General features: G+C 57.6%; 24 protein-coding genes and 1 tRNA gene. 13 read left to right on the top strand and 12 right to left on the bottom strand.

The genetic code is table 11. The features are described 5' to 3' along the window. Nucleotides 1–602 precede the first annotated feature (602 nt). Nucleotides 603–678, bottom strand: a tRNA-Thr gene (locus J7382_RS06825). 48 nt (nucleotides 679–726) lie between these two features. Continuing rightward, nucleotides 727–2,409 carry an iron ABC transporter permease gene (locus tag J7382_RS06830; RefSeq protein WP_209068224.1) on the bottom strand — a complete coding sequence of 561 codons (1,683 nt, stop codon included), beginning with the start codon at nucleotides 2,407–2,409 and terminating at the stop codon, nucleotides 727–729. 86 nt (nucleotides 2,410–2,495) lie between these two features. On the opposite strand from J7382_RS06830, the gene J7382_RS06835 reads away from it, so the two are divergent. After that, complete coding sequence (locus J7382_RS06835; protein WP_209068226.1) at nucleotides 2,496–3,371, top strand: hypothetical protein; 876 nt, start codon at nucleotides 2,496–2,498, stop codon at nucleotides 3,369–3,371. 86 nt (nucleotides 3,372–3,457) lie between these two features. On the opposite strand, the gene J7382_RS06840 is transcribed toward J7382_RS06835, so the two are convergent. Then, a complete protein-coding gene (locus tag J7382_RS06840) occupies nucleotides 3,458–3,721 on the bottom strand; it encodes a DUF2312 domain-containing protein (protein ID WP_209068228.1) in 264 nt (87 codons plus the stop codon). Between the two features lie 241 nt (nucleotides 3,722–3,962). Between J7382_RS06840 and J7382_RS06845 the strand changes: the two genes are divergently transcribed. Next, nucleotides 3,963–4,178: a hypothetical protein gene (locus J7382_RS06845; RefSeq protein ID WP_058239941.1), complete on the top strand. Its 216-nt coding sequence runs from the start codon at nucleotides 3,963–3,965 to the stop codon at nucleotides 4,176–4,178. Between the two features lie 8 nt (nucleotides 4,179–4,186). On the opposite strand, the gene J7382_RS06850 is transcribed toward J7382_RS06845, so the two are convergent. The 3 genes from J7382_RS06850 to J7382_RS06860 form a co-directional block, all read right to left on the bottom strand. Further along, nucleotides 4,187–6,256, bottom strand: coding sequence for an enoyl-CoA hydratase-related protein (locus J7382_RS06850; RefSeq protein WP_209068229.1), 2,070 nt, complete (start codon nucleotides 6,254–6,256; stop codon nucleotides 4,187–4,189). 141 nt (nucleotides 6,257–6,397) lie between these two features. Continuing rightward, nucleotides 6,398–6,613: a hypothetical protein gene (locus J7382_RS06855; RefSeq protein ID WP_209068230.1), complete on the bottom strand. Its 216-nt coding sequence runs from the start codon at nucleotides 6,611–6,613 to the stop codon at nucleotides 6,398–6,400. Between the two features lie 39 nt (nucleotides 6,614–6,652). Then, nucleotides 6,653–6,982: a TraR/DksA C4-type zinc finger protein gene (locus tag J7382_RS06860; RefSeq protein WP_058239944.1), complete on the bottom strand. Its 330-nt coding sequence runs from the start codon at nucleotides 6,980–6,982 to the stop codon at nucleotides 6,653–6,655. A gap of 207 nt (nucleotides 6,983–7,189) precedes the next feature. On the opposite strand from J7382_RS06860, the gene J7382_RS06865 reads away from it, so the two are divergent. From J7382_RS06865 to J7382_RS06885, 5 genes are all read left to right on the top strand, one after another. After that, nucleotides 7,190–8,053, top strand: coding sequence for an MBL fold metallo-hydrolase (locus J7382_RS06865; protein ID WP_058239945.1), 864 nt, complete (start codon nucleotides 7,190–7,192; stop codon nucleotides 8,051–8,053). Nucleotides 8,054–8,100: 47 nt separating this feature from the next. Next, entirely contained in the window at nucleotides 8,101–8,526 is a 426-nt protein-coding gene (locus tag J7382_RS06870; RefSeq protein ID WP_144432560.1) for a YeeE/YedE thiosulfate transporter family protein, read from the top strand. Next, nucleotides 8,526–8,960, top strand: a complete 435-nt coding sequence (locus tag J7382_RS06875; protein WP_209068231.1) for a DUF6691 family protein — start codon at nucleotides 8,526–8,528, stop codon at nucleotides 8,958–8,960. The genes J7382_RS06870 and J7382_RS06875 overlap by 1 nt, the downstream gene beginning before the upstream one ends. A 9-nt stretch (nucleotides 8,961–8,969) precedes the next feature. Further along, a complete protein-coding gene (locus tag J7382_RS06880) occupies nucleotides 8,970–9,398 on the top strand; it encodes a TIGR01244 family sulfur transferase (protein WP_209068232.1) in 429 nt (142 codons plus the stop codon). Between the two features lie 83 nt (nucleotides 9,399–9,481). Beyond that, on the top strand, nucleotides 9,482–10,225 hold the full coding sequence (locus tag J7382_RS06885; RefSeq protein ID WP_209068233.1) for a metallophosphoesterase family protein: 744 nt from the start codon (nucleotides 9,482–9,484) through the stop codon (nucleotides 10,223–10,225). A gap of 60 nt (nucleotides 10,226–10,285) precedes the next feature. Here J7382_RS06885 and J7382_RS06890 read toward each other — a convergent pair whose 3' ends face one another. The 6 genes from J7382_RS06890 to J7382_RS06915 all read right to left on the bottom strand — a co-directional run bounded on the left by J7382_RS06890 (nucleotide 10,286) and on the right by J7382_RS06915 (nucleotide 16,959). After that, nucleotides 10,286–10,765, bottom strand: coding sequence for a DUF2867 domain-containing protein (locus J7382_RS06890; RefSeq protein WP_209068234.1), 480 nt, complete (start codon nucleotides 10,763–10,765; stop codon nucleotides 10,286–10,288). Between the two features lie 80 nt (nucleotides 10,766–10,845). Then, the gene (locus tag J7382_RS06895; RefSeq protein WP_209068235.1) at nucleotides 10,846–12,168 is read right to left on the bottom strand and encodes a FliM/FliN family flagellar motor C-terminal domain-containing protein; all 1,323 of its coding nucleotides are present in this window, start codon (nucleotides 12,166–12,168) and stop codon (nucleotides 10,846–10,848) included. A 99-nt stretch (nucleotides 12,169–12,267) separates the two neighbouring features. Continuing rightward, complete coding sequence (locus J7382_RS06900) at nucleotides 12,268–14,958, bottom strand: ATP-binding protein (RefSeq protein ID WP_209068237.1); 2,691 nt, start codon at nucleotides 14,956–14,958, stop codon at nucleotides 12,268–12,270. Then, the gene (locus J7382_RS06905) at nucleotides 14,958–15,242 is read right to left on the bottom strand and encodes a hypothetical protein (protein WP_209068239.1); all 285 of its coding nucleotides are present in this window, start codon (nucleotides 15,240–15,242) and stop codon (nucleotides 14,958–14,960) included. Before J7382_RS06905 ends, J7382_RS06900 begins: the two co-directional genes overlap by 1 nt. Then, the gene (locus J7382_RS06910) at nucleotides 15,239–15,607 is read right to left on the bottom strand and encodes a response regulator (RefSeq protein ID WP_058239953.1); all 369 of its coding nucleotides are present in this window, start codon (nucleotides 15,605–15,607) and stop codon (nucleotides 15,239–15,241) included. The genes J7382_RS06905 and J7382_RS06910 overlap by 4 nt, the downstream gene beginning before the upstream one ends. Before the next feature lie 152 nt (nucleotides 15,608–15,759). After that, the gene (locus J7382_RS06915) at nucleotides 15,760–16,959 is read right to left on the bottom strand and encodes an XRE family transcriptional regulator (protein WP_209068240.1); all 1,200 of its coding nucleotides are present in this window, start codon (nucleotides 16,957–16,959) and stop codon (nucleotides 15,760–15,762) included. Between the two features lie 216 nt (nucleotides 16,960–17,175). On the opposite strand from J7382_RS06915, the gene J7382_RS06920 reads away from it, so the two are divergent. The 6 genes from J7382_RS06920 to J7382_RS06945 form a co-directional block, all read left to right on the top strand. Continuing rightward, nucleotides 17,176–18,528, top strand: a complete 1,353-nt coding sequence (locus J7382_RS06920; RefSeq protein ID WP_209068241.1) for a substrate-binding protein — start codon at nucleotides 17,176–17,178, stop codon at nucleotides 18,526–18,528. An 89-nt stretch (nucleotides 18,529–18,617) separates the two neighbouring features. Continuing rightward, on the top strand, nucleotides 18,618–19,649 hold the full coding sequence (locus J7382_RS06925) for a branched-chain amino acid ABC transporter permease (protein ID WP_209068242.1): 1,032 nt from the start codon (nucleotides 18,618–18,620) through the stop codon (nucleotides 19,647–19,649). Nucleotides 19,650–19,652: 3 nt separating this feature from the next. After that, nucleotides 19,653–20,852 (top strand): branched-chain amino acid ABC transporter permease, encoded by a 1,200-nt coding sequence (locus tag J7382_RS06930; protein WP_209068243.1) that lies wholly within the window; start codon nucleotides 19,653–19,655, stop codon nucleotides 20,850–20,852. Between the two features lie 12 nt (nucleotides 20,853–20,864). Then, nucleotides 20,865–21,620: an ABC transporter ATP-binding protein gene (locus tag J7382_RS06935; protein WP_209068245.1), complete on the top strand. Its 756-nt coding sequence runs from the start codon at nucleotides 20,865–20,867 to the stop codon at nucleotides 21,618–21,620. Between the two features lie 89 nt (nucleotides 21,621–21,709). Continuing rightward, the gene (locus J7382_RS06940; protein WP_209068246.1) at nucleotides 21,710–22,465 is read left to right on the top strand and encodes an ABC transporter ATP-binding protein; all 756 of its coding nucleotides are present in this window, start codon (nucleotides 21,710–21,712) and stop codon (nucleotides 22,463–22,465) included. A gap of 90 nt (nucleotides 22,466–22,555) precedes the next feature. Beyond that, nucleotides 22,556–22,740 (top strand): acetyl-coenzyme A synthetase N-terminal domain-containing protein (locus J7382_RS06945; protein WP_209068247.1); only part of this gene is annotated, 185 nt, incomplete at its 3' end.

Consider the following 22,740-nt stretch of genomic DNA (forward strand, 5'->3'; position numbering starts at 1 on the left):
ACTTATTGCGCAGTCAAAGCGAAAACTCCTCATTGTGAATTCCAAATTTAGCGCAACCAAAAAAGAGATTTGCAAAGACCAGATGAACCTGCATGGCAATAGGCATCGCCTGCGTGTCAATCAAAGCTGTAGCGACAAACACCGATGGCCTGTGGAACTGTCAAAGTTAAGCACCGAAGACCAAGATGAATGCAATGTTACGGATGTCACACAATCCCCCCCTACAATGTTTGTTCATATTCAGGGCCTTACATACACATTATTTTTCTTTCTGTTTTCACACGTAACACTGTGACAATCGTGACAATGAAAGAAATTCAAGGGGTTACGCGTAACGGAACGCTCAAATCAAGTGTGACAGACCGTTACAGCTGAGCATGCCATCTCCATCCGGCATAAGCACGACTCAAACTTCGCGCTTATTGTGGCGACCAAACTGAAGAATCTCAGCGATTTCATCGGGTTGAGGATTGTTTACCAAAGACAGGTGAGCCCCAATTTTTGAAACGCATTTTGTCTGACATATGTCTGACTTACACGCGAACACGCAAGAATTCCTTCGAGGGAATCGTCAGAATACATTGAAAACATTAGTGATTTTATGGTGCCCCCACACGGACTCGAACCGCGGACCTACTGATTACAAATCAGTTGCTCTACCAGCTGAGCTATAGGGGCACTGCGGGACCGTCTAAGGGTTTACTGCGGGAGCTGCAAGAGGTTTTTTCATCGATTTGCACGTGCCAGCAATCCAACCGCCACAAGCCCCACCAAAACAATCAAAACAGCGCCCGGGCTGGCGTCTCCCAGGTTCTCCAGACTGGCTTGTTCATGCACCTGAGTGGCTAGGGTGTCGAAATTGAACGGGCGCAGCAGCATTGTGGCTGGCAGCTCTTTGACACAGTCCACAAACACCAACAAAAGCGCCGAACCGATCGATGCACGCACCAAAGGCGCATAGACCTCCCAGAGCACCTGTCCACGCGACCGCCCCAGTGAGCGCGCTGCCAGCGGCAGACTTGGCGGCACGCGCCCCATGGCCCCATCTGCCGCCCCCTGCGCAATGGCAAAGAATCTCACGCAATAGGCAAGAATCAGGGCGAAAGACGTGCCTGTGAGCAACAATCCTGTCGGCGTGCCTGTGAGGCGCTCAATCAGGTCGGCCAGACCATGGTCGAGCGTGGCCAGAGGAATCAGAATGCCCACGCCCAACACGGCGCCTGGTGCCGCATATCCAATGGTGGTGATGGGCAGCAGAAGCCTGGGCAATGTACGGCCTGACAGGCGCACGCCATAGACCATGAAGACACCTGCCAGCACAGTCACCACGGCGGCGATTCCCCCAACCCGCAGCGTATTGAGCAGGGCCGTGGTCAAAGCGGGATCGTGCCAGCGCTCCATGTTCGACAAAGCATGGTGAAAAATCACAGAAAACGGCAGCACAAACCCGATCAAAAACGGCAAGAGACAGGCTGCAAAAGCCAGGATGTTCCAGATCCCGGTCAACTGCACCCGCTCTGGTGGACGGTTACGTGTGCTCAGACTGAAGAACTGCACTTTGCGCCGGCTGACCTTTTCCATGGTCACCAGAACAATCACCAGCATCAATACCACGCTGGAGATCTGCGCCGCGCCGCCCGCGTTGTTGCTTTCCAGCCAGACGGAGAAAATCCCGGTCGTCAGGGTCTGCACGGCAAAGTAGTCTACCGTGCCAAAATCATTCACGGTTTCCATCATGACAATCGCCGTGCCAGCGGCAATGGCCGGGCGTGCCAGAGGCAGCCCTACGCGCCAGAACCGGGCAAAAGCCCCCGCCCCCAGCGAGCGCGCAACCTCTTCACCTGCACCGGATTGTTCGCGAAAAGCCGCGCGGGCGAGAATGTAGACATAGGGAAACAAAGCGGCAGACAACACAATGATTGCCGCCCCCATGGAACGTATTTCCGGAAACCAATAGTCGCGGCTGCTCTGCCAACCAAAGAGGTTGCGCAATCCCGTCTGCACGGGTCCCGCATATTCCAGAAAATCCACCAGCGCATAGGCCCCCACATAAGCCGGGATCGCCAGCGGCAGCAGCAAAGCCCATTGAATCCAGCGCACGCCAACAAAGTGATAGCGGGTCACAAGCCATGCCGTAACCGCCCCCATGCTGGCCGCCAAAACCCCGACAGATAGCATGAGAACTAGCGTGTTGCGCGTGTAGCGTGGCAATGTCGTCGACATGAGATGCGGCCAGATATTCTCGACCGGGTGAAATGCGATCCAGACCACGGCCGCAATAGGCGCCAAGACAATCAACGCCACACATAATGCGCCAACTGACCATGGGTCGACTTTACTCACCTTTTTAAGGGAACGGGCGGAACTTGGCGGGTGTTTGGCGACAGATTGCACGACGGATTCCTTCATAGCGCCCTTGTGTTGCCTGAATCTGGTTTCACTGTCCAGAAACGAAGCTATACTTACCATAGGCACAATCCCAAAACGAAAAGAACATGCAGATTGTACTACACGCAGGCGCGCATTTTACCGACGACGGGAAATTGCTTGGCAGCTTGGCACAGAACACCGAGCTGATGGCGCAGCACGGCATTGCCCTGCCCCCGCCAAGCACCTACCGCCGCCAGATACGCGATACGCTTGGACAAATGTCCAACGCCATCATGGCGACCGACTATAAAGGCGCTGTGATGGGCGGCATGATTGGGGATGCGACCCCCGATCGCATGGTGCTGTCCAATGACAATTTCTTTGGTGTGCCCCGCCGCGCCATCAAGAACAATCTGCTGTTTCCAACTGCGGGGGATCGTCTGCGCGGCCTCTGTTCGCTGTTTTATGGGGAGGACATTGAAGTCTTCCTCGCGCTGAGAAACCCCGCCACCTTCCTCCCTGCCTTGGTGGACGCCTCTCCCAACCATGCGATTGAGGAGGTCACAGACAATTGTGATCCCACCATGCTGCGCTGGTCCGAATTGATCCTGCGCATCCGAGAAGCAGTGCCGCATGTGCCCATCACGGTCTGGTGCAATGAGGACACGCCGCTCATCTGGGAAGAAGTCATGCGCGAAATGGCCGGGCTGGACCACAATATTCCTATGGCCGGCAGCACGGATCTTTTACGCGAAATCATGAGCAAAGAGGGCATGGCCCGACTTGAGGCGTTTTTGGCGGAACACCAGGGCGTCACCGAAATTCAAAAGCGTCGGGTGATTGCTGCCTTTCTCGATAAATTCGCACTCGAAGATCAAATTGAAGAAGAACTGGATCTACCCGGTTGGACCGCCACAATGGTCGATCAGATCACCGACGCCTATGACGAAGATGTTTTCCAAATCGAGCGCATTCCGGGCGTCACCCTGATCACACCCTGACTGCTCCTTGCCAAGCCTACGCTCACAAAAAAGCGGCCCTGAAGGCCGCTTTGATGCAAGAGGTGCTGTCAGCACCAAAATTCAGATCAGGACATGCCCAGCGCGGATTTATACATGTCAATGACGGCTTCCTGCTCAGCCACGTCATTGGGGTCCTGTTTGCGCTCGCGCAGTATTGTGCGGATCGCCTTCACATCAAAGCCCCGACCCTTCATTTCCGCAAAGACCTCTTTGATCTGTTCGGACACTTCTTTCTTTTCTTCTTCCAAACGCTCAACGCGCTCGATGAACTGCAACAGTTCCTGACCGGTGACGCTGTATTGCGCGTCCGAAGATGTGCCTTCGCTCATGTGTGATCTCCTGATTTGCCTCATAAGCGCACCGCGTTGGGTGCCAAAGTTAGGGCAGCTATAGACCGCAAAGCACGCCTCCATGCAAGGCCCGCCATGCGTTTTGCCAAAGACTGCGCCATTTGCCGCGCGTCGGGCCGCTTGCCTGCGCGCGCTCAATCCGATAGCAGGCCTGCGTCATAGAACCTGTTATACAGCCAGCGGTGCATTGCACAGGGCACAGATGAGAAGGAAACACGACATGCAATGGGTGATCTGGGGTGGCGCGTTTTTGTCCATCGTCGGCCTACTGGGGCTTATGCTGTCCATCGTGAAAGTGGCAAAGGCCCGCAAATCCGGCCTCTCTGACGAAGAGCTGCGTGCCGCCGTTCAGAAAGTTGTGCCACTCAATCTTGGCGCCCTGTTCATGTCGGTCATCGGCCTCATGGTCGTGATGGTGGGCATTTCTCTGTCCTGAGCCCTGCCCTATCCGCTGAGGGCGCCAAAGCCGCGCCCGTTTTTGATCAACGTGTCAAACAGAGGCTCCGGCTGCCAGATGGCGGCGCCATGGATGGCCATTGCCCGCAAATGTCCGCGCAATGCGATCAGCCCATAGCTGTCAGCGGCATGCATCGGCCCACCACGCCAGCGCGGAAATCCAAACCCATGGATCAGCGCCACATCAATATCTGAGGGCTTGCCTGCCACCCCAAGCCGCAAAAGCCGCGCCCCCGCATTGGCCATCGCAGCCAGCAAGCTCCGTTCGATATCCGCACCTGTTATGCCCAGCTTGGCCACAGGTTGCGGATCCTCCCGCAGGACAGCCTCTACCACGCGCAACGTATCTGGATCCTCTGCGCCCATTGGGTGCGCCGCGTCATAACGATACCAGCCCAGACGGCCATCGCGCCCTTCCCGCGCAAGCTTGTAGAGCACCCGGCAGAACCCGGCATCCGCCGCCCGCAATCCCTGCGCGTTCAACCCAATCGCATCCGCCAATTGAAACGGCCCGCGGGCCATGCCCCATTGGCGCATGACACGATCGATCTCATAGGGATTGGCCCCAAGGCGCAAAAGGTCCTCTGCCGCGCGCACGCAGGCCCCCACCACCGTTTGCCCCAAACCACCCGCATGGGCCGCTGTGCGAAGCGGCATATACCCAAGCTTGCTCATGGTCGCAAAACTCGTGGCCACGGCCTCAGCACCAGACGCGCTCCCCACAGCCACTTCACAACTCGCGGTACGCAGGTGCAGGTTCGGAACATAAAGCCCTACAAGGTCCTCCGCCATGCCAATGGCCTGCCCCAACTGATCAAGCTGTGCCGCTGGATCATGCACCGCCAACACGGTACGGTCTTCGACGATGGCATCCAATTGCGTCAGGATCTGACGCGACACTTCTGGCCCAAGCCCTACCGCCTCGATCACCATGTCTGCGTCCTGCAAGGCCACAAGGTCAGGCGACAGTGTCAAAGCGCGCATCACCTCATCGCGCCGCGCGGGTTGCCAATGCCCCTGTGTCACCTGCCGCTCCAACATGCTGGCAATTCGTTTTCCAGCTATCTCCAGCGCAGGGCGGGACTCAGCGCTGACAATTACATGCAGACCAGCCTTCAGCGCCGCGAGGGCAATATCTGCCCCAAGACGTGTACGCCCGGCGACAATTCCCAGTTTTTGCACCTTGCGCGGGGTCACGTTGCGCAGATCTGGGGCACGGCTGGCCCGACGCTCAGCCAGGGCCACATGCTGCAACGCCCGGCACTGCTCCCCCTTCACGATGGCTTCAAACCGCTCTTGTTCAAAGTTCTGCCCAACCTCAAAAGGCAATACAGGTGCCGCTTGCACAGATTCCAAAATCGCCTCTGCAGCCTCCTGCCCCTGTGTCGGGATGCGGCCTTGCCAATGCGTCACAGCTGCGTTGAAAGCCGCATAATCAGCAAAGCCCTCACTCACATCGCGGGTGGGCCGTGGCGGGCGATACTGCGCGATGCAACGCAGCGCAAAAAGAATGGCCGCCTCTCCCACATCTTCCTCAGCGATCTCATCCACCATCCCTGCCATCTCTGGCGCAGCTGCGGGCTTCAAGGCCCCCGACAGGAACAATTCAAGCGTGGTCTGCGCCCCCAACAGGCGTGGTGCTCTCTGGGTGCCGCCCGCCCCCGGCGTCACGCCCAGCGCGACTTCCGGCATGGCAAGCTTGGTCTGGCGATCCACCACACGATAATGACAGGCCAGTGCCAGTTCCACGCCCGCGCCAAGCACAACCCCGGAAAGCGCAGCCACCACAGGTTTGGATGCCAGCTCGATCGCGTCACAAAGCTCCCAGAGCGTGGGCGTCGCAATCGGCTTGCCCAACTCTGAATAGTCCCGTCCCCCAGAGAAGGTCTCACCAACTCCGCGCAGAACAACCGCCCCCACCATCTTATCATCCAACGCATCGGTGAGCGCAGCCAATATCTCCGCCCGCAGCGCGGCTGTGAGAGCGTTTGACGGCGGATTGTTCATCGACAGGATCGCAACCCCACCTTCCACCGTATAGTTCAACAACTGCGACATGCCTCAACCCTGGTCTTCATCTTGGCGCAAGCCTTTGTGAAAACAGAGTTTAGCGGCCTGCGCCAACGGTGCAAGCCTGAGGTTTCTGATCCAAGGTAACGGCGCTTCGTCTTAACATTGCTGAATTCGCGGGGCCGGCTGTCACACTGGCATATTGTCGAAGCTGTCCTCGATTTCCTCGTCCAGCAAATCCAGATCCAGCCGCTTCAACCGAGCGGGCACATGCCCTCCCTGATGTTCAATTTTCACCAAGGTGCGGTGCAGCTGCTGATGAAGCTCATAGCGGTCATCCGCGTCCGAGCTCCGCAACTGCGTTTCAAGCCCCTGCGCATGGGTCAACAGTTCAGTCAAAGTCATTTCAAATTTCCTCCCGAAAAATGTCTTTGGTTACGTCCCTTAGCGCGCCAGTCCCCCTGCACATGCACTGCACAATGGCGCGTCAGGCAGCACATTCAGCCGCGCTTCTGCGATCTCCTCGCCGCATTTCACGCAATCCCCGTAGTCTCCGTCCCTCAGTCGTTGCAGGGCTGCTTGGATCCGGCGGATTTCTTCCTGTCCGCTCTGCCCAAGGCCTTCAAGAACCTCATCCCCTTCATGCTCCACAGCGGCCTCGTCCCAATCTTTGGAATGTGGCGCGTCCAATTCCGCTTCGATCGCATGCAATCTGCGATCCAACTCAGACAGGCGCTTCAACAGCGCCGCTTTGCGAGGGGCATGATCCTTCATAAAAGCCTCCTGAACCCGTATTTATCCGTCAAGCCACTCATGGTCTTTGACGCAGATAACTTGACAGCTCGGGCAAAAAGGCGCCTTGATTCACATCAATCGCCCTGTTTTGCAGCGCGTTTAAGCTTAGGAAAACTCAAATGCAGCGCCCGTGCTTGAAACACATGCGAAATTTAATATATGTCTTTCTCAAATAGAGGAATCGCTATGCAGCCAGACGTAACAGCATTTTTTGACGATGCGACGAACACAATCTCTTTTGTCGTGAAAGACCCTCAAGGGGCCTCCTGTGCGATCATCGACAGCGTGCTGGATTTTGACTACAGCTCCGGACGGACCGATACCAAATCCGCAGATGCGGTGATTGCTTTTGTCAAAGACAACGCCTTGACCGTGGAATGGATTCTGGAAAGTCATGTCCACGCAGATCACCTCTCCGCAGCGCCCTACATTCAGGAACAGGTTGGCGGCAAGATTGGCATCGGCAAGAATATCACCATCGTTCAGGATACCTTTGGCAAAGTCTTCAATGAAGGCACCGAATTTCAGCGCGACGGGAGCCAATTCGACAAACTGTTTGAAGAGGGCGACAGCTTCATGATCGGTCAGCTGCGCGGCGACGTGCTGCACACACCTGGCCATACGCCTGCGTGCATGACCTATGTCATTGGGGATGCGGCCTTTGTCGGAGACACGCTGTTTATGCCCGATTTTGGCACCGCACGCTGCGATTTTCCCGGGGGCTCCTCTGAAACGCTCTTTGCCTCCATCCAGAAAATCCTGTCTCTGCCCGACGAAACCCGCATTTTTGTGGGCCATGACTACAAGGCGCCGGGGCGCGACGACTACGCATGGGAAACCACCGTGGCCGAACAAAAAGCCGCCAATATCCATGTGGGTGCAGGCGCAGACAAAGACAGCTTTGTGGAAATGCGCGACGCCCGCGACGCGACATTGAACATGCCCAAGCTGATCATCCCCTCGCTTCAGGTCAATATGCGCGCCGGACAGATGCCGGAGCCCGACGAAGACGGAGATGTTTTCCTCAAGGTGCCGGTCAACAAAATCTGACACCTGTTAAAGCGCGAACACAAAGGACATAGACCATGTTGAGTTCTATTCCCTCCGACTGGCTCTTCGGGCTGGGCGGCGGACTTCTTATCGGCCTCGGCGGCGCCGTCTTCCTATTGGGCAACGGCCGCATTATGGGGGCCAGCGGCATCATCGGTGGGCTGGTGGATGGCTCCGGCAAAGGCAATCTCGGTGAACGCATCGCCTTTCTGCTGGGTGTCTTTCTTTTGCCCATTCTCATCTACCCACTGTTTGGCGAGGTGGACACCCATGCCTCCGGCAATCTGGCTGTGCTGATTGCTGCGGGTCTGCTGGTGGGCGTCGGCACGCGTATCGCCAATGGTTGCACATCCGGTCACGGCGTCTGTGGCATCTCGCGCCTGTCTTTGCGGGGCATGGTGGCCACGGTCTTCTACATCATGGCTGGCGGCCTCACGGTTGTGCTTTTCCGCCATATTCTGGGAGTGATCTGATGCAGCGTATGATCCTCGCCTTTGTCGCAGGCGGCCTGTTTGGCGCTGGCCTCTTCATTTCCGGCATGACCGACACCACCAAAGTGCAGGGCTGGCTGGACGTCTTTGGCAACTGGGACCCGACGCTGGCTTTCGTGATGGGCGGTGCAATCCTGCCTATGGCGGTCGCATGGCGCGTCACCAAAGGGCGCAGCCCCGTGGTTGGCGGCAGCTTTCCTACCCCGCCAGAACCCAAAATCGGACGCAACCTTGTACTTGGCTCTGTGCTCTTTGGCGCAGGCTGGGGGCTGGCAGGCCTCTGCCCCGGCCCATCCGTGGCCTCCCTCAGCTATGGCGGCTGGCCCCATTGGGTGTTCTTCGTCGCCATGTTGGGCGGCATGGCGCTCGCTCCAATGGCGCGCGCACAGCTAGACAGAGCGGTTCCTGCCGAGTAATCAATCGTCATGGATATTCGTCAGATCACCGACCGCTTCTTCGCCGCGCCTCAAATTGACGCGGCGGATTTCACCGCCCTCGCCGAAGCTGGCTTTGGCCTCGTCATCAACAACCGCCCCGATGGCGAAGTTGGCCCCGACCAGCACAGCGAAACCATGCGCGCCGCTGCCGAGGCCGCTGGCCTGCAATATGTGGTCAACCCTCTGACCATGGAAACCATGACACCGGACCGTCAGACCCTTCAGCGGGACAGCATCGCAGCCTGTGACGGCAAAGTGCTGGCCTACTGCCGCTCTGGCACCCGCTCCACAATCTGCTGGGCTCTGGCCCATGCCGCAGAGATGGAACCGGCAGAAATCATCAATGCCGCCGCACAGGGGGGATATGACATCTCCGGCCTCGCGCCCCATCTGCAAAGCCTGAAATCGGGCAACTGACCTCTCGGGGAAACCCCTGAAAGCCCCAACAGGTCTTGGGGCTTTCTCCCCCGTCAGAGACCACCTCAGAGAGGGACACCCTCATGAAGTTCGCAGTTCTCGCCGACATCCATGGCAACGCGCTTGCCCTGCAAGCTGTCCTGCAAGACATGCAGTCGCAAGGCGTCTCTGAGGCGGTAAATCTGGGGGATTTTTTCAGCGGCCCGCTACAAGCGCGTGACACGGCTGACATGCTGATGGCGCAGGATTTTCCCTCCATCAGAGGCAACCACGACCGCATTCTGATCGAACAGCCCCCAGAGGAGATGGGCCTGTCGGATAGGGCCGCCTTTGATCAACTGTCCCCGCAGCATCTCCAGTGGATCAAGGCCCTGCCTGCCACGCGCACTGTCTTTGAGGAGGTGTTCCTGTGTCATGGTACCCCAAGCTCAGACACCGCCTATTGGCTTGAGCGCGTCGAAGATACGGGCACAGTGCGCGCTGCAAAACTCGCTGAGGTCCTCAAGGAGGCAGAGGAGATTTACGCAAGCCTCATTCTCTGTGGCCATACCCATATTCCCCGTGTGCAGCGCCTGCCTGATGGGCGCACCATCTTAAACCCCGGCAGCGTCGGATGCCCGGCCTATGACGACATCGCACCCGCGCCCCACCATATGCAAACCGGCACGCCCAACGCCTCCTACGCGATCGTTGAAAAACAAAACGGACAGTGGATCACAACCTTCCGCTCCATTCCCTATGCCTCCGATGCCGCAAGCGCCTATGCCGCCCAAAATGGGCGTCACGATTGGGCGCATGCGCTGAAAACAGGTTGGTTTGAGAGTTAATCGGCGCGCGAACACGGCACATACAAATGGTTGGCAGGCCGCTCCTGGATCTGCGCACCCCTAACCGTGTCGTGACAAACGCTTGAACATGCCTCGCACGATCCACCTATGGGCAATGCCAACCGGCACCATGTAGGCCCGGCCAAACCAGTTGTGGACACAGACCGAAGACGTCACCGTCAGAGTGCGCCCCTGAACAGAAATGCAGGTCATCACATCCAGATGTCGGTCCCGCTCGGTCAGCACCAGACATGTGTCATCCACATATTCCACCAGAAAGAAATCCAGATGGTCCCCCACCTGCACGGATTGCGCCGCACGGCCACTGAACCCGCCAATCCGTTTCACACCAAAAAGCGATGACACCGTGTCACGTATTTTGAAGGCCAGGTTTAGGAACGGCTGCGGCTGCTGCATGATCGCATTCCAAGCCGACAACGCCGTCATATCGTGCTGCAGAACAGTGTGCTGCTGATCAAAGTAATGCAATTCAGCAATCGGCGCTAAAACGCGCACGTGAGAGTGATCAAGGGTCAACATGGCTGCACCCTAGCCGCAGCATAGCGGCGCTTAAAGCACCCTCGCTCAGACGCGCCGCGACATAACCGCTCGGCCTGCGCCTATGATCCTGTCATTTCAATATCAGCCAACGCCATCGGATCGCCAATGTCATCCGACCCCAGTTGGATCAAATCGTCCAGATCATCCAGCCCTGTGAAATCTTCACCGCCATCCGCATCAAGCCCGATGCCCAGATCGCCCATTGGCGCCATCTCAGGCAGGTCGCCCCCCATGTCCGGCAAATCTCCGCCCTGATCTGGCAGATCGCCACCCAGATCAGGCAAGCCGCCCGCATCAAGATCGGGCAGACCACCAGCATCCAGATCTGGCAAGTCACCGCCCATGTCAGGCAAACCGCCATCCATATCCGGCAAACCACCCATGGCAGGCATCTCGGCATCCATGCCGCCCATATCCATAGCTCCAAGGTCCATGCCGCCAATCGCCGGCACCTCAGGCGCGCCCATATCCGGCATGGCGGGCGCTTCGGCCTCCGCGGCCGGAGCTGCCAAACTGACGAGCCCCGGCACACAGACCGCTCGCATTCCATCCAGCTGCCCAATGCGCACTTCGGCGATTTCTTCGCCGTTCACAGCTTCAAGCTTGGCCGTGCGCATCGGGTCATCTGGCAATGCAAGGATTTCCCCCACCTGCAGCCCCTGAATGGCCGCGATGGGCATTTTCACTTTTCCAATCACAGCGTTCAGCGTGGTCGTCGCCTGCTTCACATTGCCTTGGAACTTCTCAATATCGGTGGCGTCATCTTCCTCAGGCTCCGCCATGTAAACTTCAATGTCCGGAAAGATCAGCGCCATGGTTCCGGCCTTCTTGCCGCGATCCAGCGACACATCCAGCACAAACATATGATAATCCTGCGCCGTCATCGCCAGCGACAGGGTGCGCGTGTCCATGGTCATCGCACCAAATTTATAATGCTGCAGCCATTTGGGCGGCTCACCCTCTTCGCCCACCATGCGCACATAGCGCATCAACGCGTCTTCCATAAACGGCGTGATCAGCGCCGCATCCACACGGGTCGGCACCCGCTCTGTGACCGGTTTTGCCACAACCTGCCCCAGAGTCTGATGCTCCACCAGACCGGCCAGAACCTGCATATCCACCGCCAAGGCCCCCGGCTCGCCATTCTGACCTTCCAGAATGGCAAGCAAAGAGGTCTCATCCAAGGTGGCCTGCAACGCTCGATGCGGCAGCGTGGTGTGCGACACTTTGGTCACGTCCAACGCCAGCCCCAGCCCCTTTTCAGCGGCCAAAGCCATGCCCAATCGCATGGCCTTGCTTGGCGTCATCGCACGAGCCTGATGCTCGGTGCTGCCATCAACCGCCTTGCGTCTCAGAATGGAATTGCCTTTGGTGTCACCCATGCCTTTTACAGCCCTGTTTTTCAGTCCCTTGGTGACAGATGTGCCCGAATAAGGTTAACAGGCCCTCTACATAACCGCTAAAAGCCGCATGATTTCCGACTATTGTGCAGCCATGGCCATCTGGATTGGCAAGACCACACGGAAGGCCGCGCCGCCCTGCCCCGGCAGATAATCCACCGTGCCGCCCAGCCGGGTCATGATCTCCCGACAAATCGCCAATCCAAGCCCTGCACCGCTGACACGCAGCTCCCCCGTGCGAGAAAACTTTTCAAAAATCACGGCCTGATCTGCCTTGGAAATCCCACTGCCATTGTCGATGAAATCGACCACCAGTTTTTCAGAGTCCCGCCGCACATCAATGCGCAACGCAGGCAGTTCCGCATCGCAATATTTCTGTGCATTGCCAATCAGATTGATGAAAACCTGACTGAGCCGGTCAAGATCCGTATTGAGTGTCACCCGCTCGCGCGCTTTATCGCGTTTGATCTGCAACGCCACCTGCGTGTTGCCTGTCAAGGCACTGGCCAGCGCATGGTCCAACACCTCGGCCAAAACGCCAGTCTGCTCGTTCAGGCTGACCTGCCCATTCTCCAGCACGCTCAAATCCAACAGATCGTCCAGCAACCGGGTCAGTCGGATCGCCTCATCATGTATGATGGAGCTGTATTTGACCTTTTCTGCCTCACTCAGCCGGTCACTGTCGCGCAGAATTTCAGAGAAAGCCCGGATCGAGGTCATCGGCGTGCGCAATTCATGGCTGACCTGACTGAGGAAGGAGTCTTTCTGCTCTGAAATCTGGGTCAGCTTTTCATTGGCTTGCCGCAACTGCCGGGCCGTGCGCGCCTGCTCCTCAGATTTGGCTTCAAGCCGCGAAGAATACTCCATCATCTGCGCGGTCTCATCCGCCACCGCCATTAGGTCTTCCACCGACACAGAGGCCCCACCAACAATCTGGCCTATCATGGCATGGGCCGTGGCCGCCCCAACAGACCCCGCAAGCTCCCGCTCCAGCACCTGAAGAAAATCAGGAGACGGCTCAGGCAACAGCCCGCTGACCCCCTGTCGCTTGGCTTCCCGCTCAAACAGATCCTGCGCCACCCGCGCGCCCATGATCCGCTGCGCCATGACCATCAAATCCTCGCTCTGCGCCAGATTCCCGCTCCAGCTCTGTGGCGTGGTGCTGTGCTCATAGACATTCACAAACTGCGCGCCCTGCAACCGCTCCAGCGGCGACGGGAACCCCACAAGCGAGGCAATGAAGAAACTGACCGTATTGAGCAGGATCGACCAGAAGATGGCATGCACCAGCGGATCCATGCCCGTGATGCCAAAAAACGCCTCCGGCCGCAGCCAGCCCCAGCCAAATGGCCCTTCGATCAGAACGTCTTCGCCGATCAATGTGCCCGTCCCAAAACTGGGCAGCAGCAACGTATAGGCCCAGATCACAAAGCCCACTGTCAAACCGACCAAAGCCCCCGTCCGCGTGGCCCCACGCCAGAAAATCCCCCCCAGCAACACCGGCAGGAACTGCGCCACCCCGGCAAAAGAGATGAGGCCAATCGAGGCCAGCGACGTGCCGCCGCCTGACAACCGAAAATACAGGTATCCCAGAAAGACAACGCCGCCGATGGAAATGCGCCGCGCCAGCAGAACCACATGGCGCACATCGCCCGAAACCGAGGCGCCCCCGCTCTGTGTACTGAGCCAGATCGGCATGACAATATGGTTAGACACCATGGTCGACAGCGCCAAAGCCGCGACAATCACCATAGAGGTGGCGCTGGAAAATCCGCCCAGAAAAGACAACATCGCGAGGGTTTCATTGCCCTGTGCCAAGGGCACGGTCAGAACAAAGAAATCCGGATCACTGCCCGCTGGCAGCGTGCCAAGGCCAACCACGGCGATGGGCACCACAAACAGGCTCATCACCATCAAATACAGCGGAAAGGCCCAGCTTGCAGTGCGCAAATGGTCCTCTTCTTCATTCTCGATCACCATGACCTGGAACATGCGCGGCAGGCACAGAAAGGCCGCTCCTGAGAGGAAAATCAGCGTGGCCCAGCGGTCCCCCCGCATCTGCCACTGCCCAATTTCGCTGGCATCAATCCGCGCGTAGATATCGCCGAGCCCATCGGCAACGCCCCAGACCACAAAAACCCCCACGGCCAAAAGCGCAAACAGCTTCACAATCGCCTCGACGGCAATGGCCATGACCACGCCATGATGGCGTTCATTTGCATCCAGGTTCCGCGTGCCAAACACAATGGTGAAAAGCGCCAGACCACAGGCCACCCAAAGGGCGTTGCTATCCTGCCCGGATCGCGTCAACGTTTCCCCATAAGACTCTGAAAAAACGTCAAAACTCACTGTAACCGATTGAAGTTGAAGCGCGATATAGGGCGTTGTGCCCACCACGGCAAGAATGGTCACCCCAACCGCCAAAGTATTAGATTTCCCGTATCTGGAGGAAATCAGGTCTGCAATAGAGGTGATCCGCTGTGTGCGTCCGATCCTCACAAGCTTGCGCAGCACCCACCACCAGCCCACAACAACCAGCGTCGGACCAATGTAGATCGTCAGGTATTCAAGCCCTGAGCGCGCCGCATACCCCACCGCGCCATAAAACGTCCAAGCGGTACAATAGATCGACAGAGACAAGGTGTAGATCAGGGGATTGCGCAACCAGCCACCGCGCCCACGAATGGCCGCACGTTCTGCCGCAAAAGCTACAAAAAAAAGGAAGGCGACATAGATAAGGCAGACGCCAACAAGGACATTTAACGCGCCCATCAGCGGCCCTTATCCTCCTCAAGAGCATCGCTCTGCTTCATGCGATAGGCGCACCACGCGCCAAACACCACCAGCCCGAACCAAACCAGAAAGATGTAGATGATCGCATCAGATGAAGAAATTGCCTTCACAGCAGAGGCCTCCGCCTCCTCCTGCGTCGGCCACAAAAGAGGGACCGACCAGAGAATGGCCCCAATCACTGGCAGGAACCGTATGGTGTCAATCAAACGCCGCCTGCGATAGCTTTGCCGCTCCAGAAAAGGGCTGTTGTGCCGCGGGCTCACCCCGCGACAAGCTCACGCACAGCGTCAAGCACCTCTGCATTGGAAAATGGCTTTGTCATAAACCGGCTGGCACCCGCTCGCTCCGCAATTTCGCGGTCCTTGACCTGCCCTTTGGCGGTCAGCATCAGCACAGGCAAAGCCTGCGTGCCCTCAGCTCCACGGATTTCGCGCAAAATGTCATAGCCGGTCTTACCCGGCAGCATCACATCCAAAATCACGAGATCCGGCATGGTGTCCTGCACAACGCCAAAGGCATCATGCCCATTGGAATGCGTGGCCACAGACCACCCGTCCCGTGACAGGATGAAACTGATGGCTTCAATGATGTTGGGCTCATCTTCGATGACAAGAACACTTCTGCCCATGCAGCTCCCCTCCCCGAAAGTCCACAAGCGGTGTCACATTCTTAGCGTGCAAGTGCCAAAAGCCAAGCGGTTTTCCTGCCAAACTGCAAGCAATGACAAACTGACACCCACATGATCTTCAAAAACTCTGCCAAGGGCTACATTGTCCCACATCAGTCTTGCGGCACGATCAGCATGAAACTGTGATAGAGCGGCGTCACATTGATCTGAACCTCTCCCACCACCTCTGCGACAGCGTAGCATTCAAAGTGAAGGGCCCCGCGCTCAGTGACAGTGATTGTTTGATGCAAGGGTTGCGTGGGGCGTGACAGGGCTTGAAACAGGGGCCAGGTCGGATCCGCACCTGCAAATCTGGGAATGCCAAACCCATCCACAGATTTGCGCAACATCATGCTACCCGCCCCGTCACACATCACCAATCCCAAAGGCCGCGGCAACAGCACATCAGACAGGGTTGCCAAGCGGCGCAACACCGCCCCGAAGGGCGCGGCACAGGTATTTGCAAGCGCCACCGGATCCACCGGTCCGTCGGTCAGGTGGCGCTGAACGGTATCAAAAGGCAAAAGCCGCGCATCCTGACGCAGACGATCCAACACGACAAAAGCCATAGCGCGCGCGTCTTCCGTGGTGAGCAGCGACTGCGCCGCAATAAAATCACGCAATTGCGCAGCGCTCATTTCAGCCAGGTGATCAAACTGGAAGCCATGCGCAGCCACAAGGGCTTCAACCTCCTCAATCGGCAGCACCATCCCTGTGTCACCTTCACCTGCGGCATCCAGATAGGCCACCAGTTTTTGCGCTCCGTCTGCCAGACGCAAACTCTCTTCATTCAGATTGCGGTGAAACCGATTGCGCCACTCCGGTTCAATTTCCTTTGTATCTGCCAGAATACCCGCCATGGAGCGGATGGCGGTGATGATACTGAGCATTTCATGCATGGATGTGGCCAGATGCGGGTCATGTGTAAGACGATCTGTCAAAGTGGCCACCGTATGCTCAAGACTGCGTTGCCTGCTGTGCAACTGCGCAATCAGGCTGGCCCAGCCCGGAAACCTCCCGGCAAATTCATCGGCGCGCTCAATCTCCGGCATGGCCTGTGTGGCCACTGCCGCCGCTTCCCGCAATGCGCTTAGCAAGGCGGCCTCCGCCCCCTCTGAGAGCAGAGACGGCTCCACCTCCAGCGCATTGGCGATGTCCACCATCAGTTTGCCGCCGATTCTGCGCCGATTGTGTTCAATCAGGTTGAGGTAGCTGCCCGAAATACCTACACGTCGCGCCAGTTCCGCCTGACGTATGCCGGCCATCACCCGCCGCTCCCGGATACGACTGCCCGCAAGGGATTGCTGCGCCATAATCTTTTCCCTCCCAATCAATCACTTTCCGCAGCGCAGAATAAAAAATTTACAAATTGCCGCAGCGTGACGCGAATTACTTTACAAAAAAATACTGTCTTTGAAAGCAGTTGTTGCGAAATTTTCGATCAACTCGCGATACTGATTGAGCACAAATGTGCCTGTGGTGCGGGGAAGAGGAGCCCCAACCCACAATTGACATAACGGGAGGATTATATGTCCAAAAGCAACTTCACACGTCGTGGCTTGCTCAAGACCAGTGCCGTCACAGGTGCAGGTCTGGCTCTGCCAACGATTTTCACGGCTCAGTCCGCGCACGCGTTCACCAATGAACCAACCGGCAGCACCGTGACATTGGGCTTCAACGTACCACAAACCGGCCCTTATGCAGATGAAGGCGCCGACGAGCTGCGCGCCTACCAGCTTGCCGTAGAACACCTCAATGGCGGCGGCGACGGCGGCATGATGAACACCTTCAGCTCCAAAGCGCTGCAGGGCAACGGCATCCTGGGCAAGAAGGTCGAATTCGTCACCGGCGACACGCAGACCAAGTCTGACGCCGCACGCGCCTCCGCAAAATCCATGATTGAAAAAGATGGCGCGATCATGATCACCGGCGGGTCGTCCTCTGGCGTGGCCGTGGCGGTTCAGGCGCTCTGCCAGGAGGCAGGCGTTATCTTCATGGCGGGTCTGACACACTCCAACGACACCACCGGCAAGGACCGCAAGGCCAACGGCTTCCGTCACTTCTTCAACTCCTACATGTCCGGTGCCGCACTCGCGCCTGTTCTGGCGAATGCCTACGGCAAAGATCGTAGAGCCTATCACCTGACAGCAGACTACAACTGGGGCTACACCACCGAAGAAGCGGTGAAAGCCTCTACCGAAGCCATGGGCTGGGAAACTGTGGCGGCGGTCAAAACACCACTCACACAGACGGACTTCTCCTCCTACATCGCGCCAGTTCTGCAATCCGGTGCCGACACGCTGGTTCTGAACCACTATGGCGGCAACATGGTGAACTCGCTGACCAATGCGGTTCAGTTCGGCCTGCGTGACAAGCAGGTGAACGGCAAAGACTTCCAGATCGTTGTTCCACTCTACTCCCGCCTGATGGCGAAGGGTGCAGGCGCCAACGTGAAGGGCATCTTCGGCTCCACCAACTGGCACTGGTCTCTGACCGATGAGGGCTCCAAAGCCTTCGTGAAATCCTTCGGCACCAAATATGGCTTCCCACCATCTCAGGCAGCACACACCACCTATGTGCAAACCCTGCTTTATGCAGATGCCTGTGAGCGCGCAGGCTCCTTTGCCCCATGCGCGGTTGCGGAAGCTCTGGAAGACTATGAGTTCGACGGTCTGGGCAACGGTAAGACACTTTACCGTGGCGCCGATCACCAGTGCTTCAAAGACGTGCTGGTCGTGAAGGGTAAAGAGAACCCAACTTCCGAGTTCGACCTTCTGGAAATCGTCGAAGTGACCCCGGTTGAACAGGTGACCTACGCACCTGATCACCCACAGATGGGCGGCGCAGACGCCACCCTCGGTGCCTGCAACAACGGCGCGTAAGTCTCTGACTTGCAAGTCATTCGGGTGGGCAGAAATGCCCGCCCCCTTACGCCTATCCGGCGTCTTCGGACAACCATAGGGACGGACCGATGGAAGCAATTATCCTTCAAATTCTGAACGGACTGGACAAGGGATCCGCCTATGCGTTGATCGCCCTTGGACTGACCTTGATCTTTGGCACCTTGGGTGTTGTGAACTTCGCGCATGGGGCGCTGTTCATGATCGGTGCCTTCTGCGCTGTCACACTCAGCCGCATTCTTACCCTGTCACACACCATCATCGATGAGACAAAAACCGACTTTCTCGGCAATCCTGCCAAAGTCGAAGTGCCCTATGTGCATGACATTTTTGGAGTTGCCACCGGGGATGCCATCATCGACTGGGCCGTCCCGCTATCGATCCTCTTTGCCGTCCCTGTGATGATGGCGGTGGGCTACATCATGGAACGTGGCCTGATCAAACACTTCTACACGCGCCCGCATGCTGACCAGATTCTGGTGACCTTCGGCCTGGCCATCGTGCTTCAGGAGGTGATCAAATACTTCTACGGTGCCAACCCGATCCCAACCCCGGCCCCGCAGGCTTTCACAGGGTCTTTCGATTTTGGCGCAGCACTTGGGTTTGATCCCAACCTGATCATCTACCCCTACTGGCGCATCATCTACTTTGTATTTGCCGCCGTGATCATCGGCGCTGTCTTTGCCTTCCTGCAATACACCACCTTTGGCATGGTTGTGCGCGCGGGCATGGCCGATCGCGAAACCGTTGGCCTGCTGGGCATCAACATCGACCGACGCTTCACCATCATGTTTGGTCTGGCCGCTGCCGTCGCAGGGCTTGCCGGGGTGATGTACACGCCCATCAACTCGCCAAATTACCACATGGGCATGGACTTCCTCGTCCTCAGCTTCGTTGTGGTGGTTGTGGGCGGCATGGGCTCCCTGCCCGGCGCCGTACTCGCAGGCTTCATGCTGGGTATTCTGGAAAGCTTTGCCTCCATGCGTGAGGTACTGGAGATCCTTCCGGGTCTGAACCAGATCATCATCTACCTCGTCGCCATCATTATTCTGCTGACCCGTCCTCGGGGCCTTATGGGCCGCAAGGGCGTCATGGAGGACTAACTCATGCTCGGTCTCGAAAAGAAAGATTTCCAGCTCCTGCTGGTCGTTGCCGGACTGACTCTCCTGGCCCCCTTCATCCTCAACCCCTTCCCCGAAAGCTCGGGCATGGCGCAATTCAACGCGGGCTACCCCGATTTGATGCAACGCTTTGTGATCTTTGGCATCTTTGCTATCGGTTTTAACATCCTCTTTGGCCTGACCGGCTACCTCAGCTTTGGGCATGCCGCCTTCCTGGGTATCGGCTCTTATGGCGCGATCTGGATGATGAAGCTGATCTCGCTCAATGTGATCCCAGCCATCATCATGGCCATCATCGTGGCGGGCATCTTCGCACTGGCTGTGGGCTTCATCACCCTGCGCCGCTCAGGCATCTACTTCTCGATCCTGACACTTGCCTTTGCACAGATGTCTTACGCTCTGGCCTATTCGGTGCTGACACCGATCACCGGCGGCGAAACCGGATTGCAGATCAAATCCTCCGACAGCCCCCTGTTCTCCAATCTGGAAGAGGGCGAAATTGGCCGGGCCAACCTCTTTGGCATGGACATGCGCGCCAGCTTTGAGCTGAACGTCGGCGATTGGCTCTTCACCTTCAACGCAGGCTACTACATCGCAGCCATTGCAATGCTGGCGAGCTTCTATCTGGCGATCCGCATTTTCCGCTCGCCTTTCGGCATGATGCTGCGCGCGATCAAATCCAACCAGACCCGCATGTCCTACACCGGTCTGAACCCACGCCCTCACACGCTGGCCGCCTTCGTGATCTCCGGCATGTATGCCGGCCTCGCCGGTGGCTTGATGGTGGCGATGGACACACAGGTGGGCCCGGAGCGTATGTTCTGGACAGCCTCTGGTGAGGTGGTTCTGATGACCATCCTGGGCGGTGTTGGTACATTGATTGGCCCGGTTCTTGGCGCAGGCGCGATCAAATACATGGAAAACATCCTGTCCAAGATCAACAAGGACGTTTTGCATGAATGGTTTGCCTTCCTGCCTGATGGGCTCGAAGACCTGCTTGTCACCATCATCTATCCTTTCATCGGCAAAGGCTGGCACCTGACACTTGGCATCCTCTTCATGCTTGTCGTGATCTACCTGCCCGGCGGTCTGGTAGAAGGTGGCCAACGCATCGCACGTGCGCTGCGTGGCAAGAAAGCCAATGACGAAGACGGCCCCAAGGCCTCCACGGAACCCGCAGAATAAGGAGACGGACAGATGGGAATTCTCGAAGTCAAAGACGTAGGTAAGCGGTTTGGTGGCCTTCAGGCTCTGTCAGACGTGAACCTCTCGGTGAAAGAAAACACCGTCCATGCGATCATCGGCCCCAACGGGGCCGGGAAATCCACCCTGCTGAACTGCCTTGTGGGCAAGCTTATTCCAGATACCGGCTCCGTCATGTTTGACGGCCAGTCCGTCCTGGGCCGCACCCCCCATGAGATCAATCAGATGGGCATCTCCCGCGTGTTCCAGACCCCAGAGATCTTTGGTGATCTTTCGGTGATGGAAAACATGATGATCCCCTGTTTTGCCAAACGGGATGGGGCGTTTTCGCTGCAGGCCATTGCCAATATGTTCAGTGAGAAAGACGTGGTGGAACGCGCTGAAAGCATGCTTGAGGACATGAATATGGCCGACAAACGCCATATGCATGCGGCCTCCATGTCGCGCGGCGACAAGCGGCGTCTGGAAATTGGCATGTGTCTGGCACAAGAGCCACGCCTGTTGCTGTTGGATGAACCCACCGCCGGCATGGCGCGGGCCGACACCAACAACACCATCGACCTCCTCAAGCAGATCTCAGATGAGCGCGACATCACCATCGCCATCATCGAACACGATATGCATGTGGTGTTCTCTCTCGCGCAGCGCATCACCGTGCTGGCACAGGGCACGCCGCTGGTGGAGGATGATCCGGAAAACATCAAAGGCCACCCCAAAGTGCGCGAAGCGTATCTTGGTGAAACCGCATAAGGCACATCGACGCGCCCCGGACCTGTTCCGGGGCCTCGCGACAGCAACAAGAGGTCCCGGGTCAGGCCCGGGACGGGGAGACCAGAACCATGAACGTCAAACCCGACTTTTCCAAAGGCCACAATCTGGCCGAAACCGCCCCCGCCTATCTCTCTGTGTGGAACATGGAGAGCTACTATGGCGAGAGCTACATCGTGCAAAACATCAGCTTCAATGTGCACGAAGGCGAGATCCTCGCGCTTCTGGGCCGCAACGGGGCGGGCAAAACCTCGACCCTGCGCTCCATTGCGCGTATGGACAGCCCACAGGTCACCCACGGGGAGATCTGGCTGGATCACAAGCCCCTGCACCTGATGAAAAGCTATGAGGCCGCCGCCGCTGGCATTGGTCTTGTGCCCGAAGACCGCTCCATCATTCCCGGTCTGACCGTCGAAGAGAACATTCAGCTGGCGCAGATCGCCCCACCCATCGGCTGGTCGATTGAACGCCTCTATGAACTCTTCCCGCGTCTGGGAGAGCGTCGCAAGCAGGAAGGCGTGACGCTGTCAGGCGGCGAACAGCAGATGCTGGCCATCGCCCGCGCGTTGTCCCGCGACCTCAAAGTGCTCCTGCTGGATGAACCTTACGAGGGTCTGGCACCGGTGATCGTGGATGAGATCGAGAAAACCCTGCGCATCATCAAGGAACAGGGCATCACCACCATCATCGTCGAACAGAACGCGTTGCGTGCGCTGGAACTGGCAGACCGCGCCGTCATTCTGGACACAGGCTCTGTCGTATTTGATGGTGCCGCCTCTGAGGTGCTTGAGAACGAAGAGCTGCGCGCAGAATATCTAGCAATCTGATGCAACTTATTGGGGGATGAGGCAAAGCCGTGCTTGACCTTACGGCGCATCCCCCTAACCTCGCCTCAAATTTCATCTTCGGGGGGAACCATGTCTGAAAAAACCTATCCACCAAATGCAGTTCTGGCGGAGAACGCCATCATCACAGCCGCCACCTACGAGGAGATGTATGCGTCTTCGCTTGCGGATCCTGAGGCGTTCTGGGGAGAGCATGGCAAGCGCGTGGAGTGGATCAAGCCTTACAGCAAGGTGAAGAACACCTCCTTCGCCCCGGG

It is taken from the genome of Shimia sp. R11_0, assembly GCF_017744035.1.
GTDB lineage: Bacteria > Pseudomonadota > Alphaproteobacteria > Rhodobacterales > Rhodobacteraceae > Shimia > Shimia marina.

What these genes read in the sequence shown, in the direction of transcription:
- J7382_RS06895 (WP_209068235.1), bottom strand. Translation starts at nt 12,168, where the DNA reads ATGGGTGACACCAAAGGCAATTCCATTCTGAGACGCAAGGCGGTTGAT.
- J7382_RS06890 (WP_209068234.1), bottom strand. Translation starts at nt 10,765, where the DNA reads ATGTTGACCCTTGATCACTCTCACGTGCGCGTTTTAGCGCCGATTGCT.
- J7382_RS06915 (WP_209068240.1), bottom strand. Translation starts at nt 16,959, where the DNA reads ATGGCGCAGCAATCCCTTGCGGGCAGTCGTATCCGGGAGCGGCGGGTG.
- J7382_RS06845 (WP_058239941.1), top strand. Translation starts at nt 3,963, where the DNA reads ATGCAATGGGTGATCTGGGGTGGCGCGTTTTTGTCCATCGTCGGCCTA.
- J7382_RS06840 (WP_209068228.1), bottom strand. Translation starts at nt 3,721, where the DNA reads ATGAGCGAAGGCACATCTTCGGACGCGCAATACAGCGTCACCGGTCAG.
- J7382_RS06925 (WP_209068242.1), top strand. Translation starts at nt 18,618, where the DNA reads ATGGAAGCAATTATCCTTCAAATTCTGAACGGACTGGACAAGGGATCC.
- J7382_RS06875 (WP_209068231.1), top strand. Translation starts at nt 8,526, where the DNA reads ATGCAGCGTATGATCCTCGCCTTTGTCGCAGGCGGCCTGTTTGGCGCT.
- J7382_RS06850 (WP_209068229.1), bottom strand. Translation starts at nt 6,256, where the DNA reads ATGTCGCAGTTGTTGAACTATACGGTGGAAGGTGGGGTTGCGATCCTG.
- J7382_RS06900 (WP_209068237.1), bottom strand. Translation starts at nt 14,958, where the DNA reads ATGGGCGCGTTAAATGTCCTTGTTGGCGTCTGCCTTATCTATGTCGCC.
- J7382_RS06910 (WP_058239953.1), bottom strand. Translation starts at nt 15,607, where the DNA reads ATGGGCAGAAGTGTTCTTGTCATCGAAGATGAGCCCAACATCATTGAA.
- J7382_RS06940 (WP_209068246.1), top strand. Translation starts at nt 21,710, where the DNA reads ATGAACGTCAAACCCGACTTTTCCAAAGGCCACAATCTGGCCGAAACC.
- J7382_RS06835 (WP_209068226.1), top strand. Translation starts at nt 2,496, where the DNA reads ATGCAGATTGTACTACACGCAGGCGCGCATTTTACCGACGACGGGAAA.
- J7382_RS06935 (WP_209068245.1), top strand. Translation starts at nt 20,865, where the DNA reads ATGGGAATTCTCGAAGTCAAAGACGTAGGTAAGCGGTTTGGTGGCCTT.
- J7382_RS06855 (WP_209068230.1), bottom strand. Translation starts at nt 6,613, where the DNA reads ATGACTTTGACTGAACTGTTGACCCATGCGCAGGGGCTTGAAACGCAG.
- J7382_RS06920 (WP_209068241.1), top strand. Translation starts at nt 17,176, where the DNA reads ATGTCCAAAAGCAACTTCACACGTCGTGGCTTGCTCAAGACCAGTGCC.
- J7382_RS06930 (WP_209068243.1), top strand. Translation starts at nt 19,653, where the DNA reads ATGCTCGGTCTCGAAAAGAAAGATTTCCAGCTCCTGCTGGTCGTTGCC.
- J7382_RS06885 (WP_209068233.1), top strand. Translation starts at nt 9,482, where the DNA reads ATGAAGTTCGCAGTTCTCGCCGACATCCATGGCAACGCGCTTGCCCTG.
- J7382_RS06860 (WP_058239944.1), bottom strand. Translation starts at nt 6,982, where the DNA reads ATGAAGGATCATGCCCCTCGCAAAGCGGCGCTGTTGAAGCGCCTGTCT.
- J7382_RS06830 (WP_209068224.1), bottom strand. Translation starts at nt 2,409, where the DNA reads ATGAAGGAATCCGTCGTGCAATCTGTCGCCAAACACCCGCCAAGTTCC.
- J7382_RS06865 (WP_058239945.1), top strand. Translation starts at nt 7,190, where the DNA reads ATGCAGCCAGACGTAACAGCATTTTTTGACGATGCGACGAACACAATC.
- J7382_RS06880 (WP_209068232.1), top strand. Translation starts at nt 8,970, where the DNA reads ATGGATATTCGTCAGATCACCGACCGCTTCTTCGCCGCGCCTCAAATT.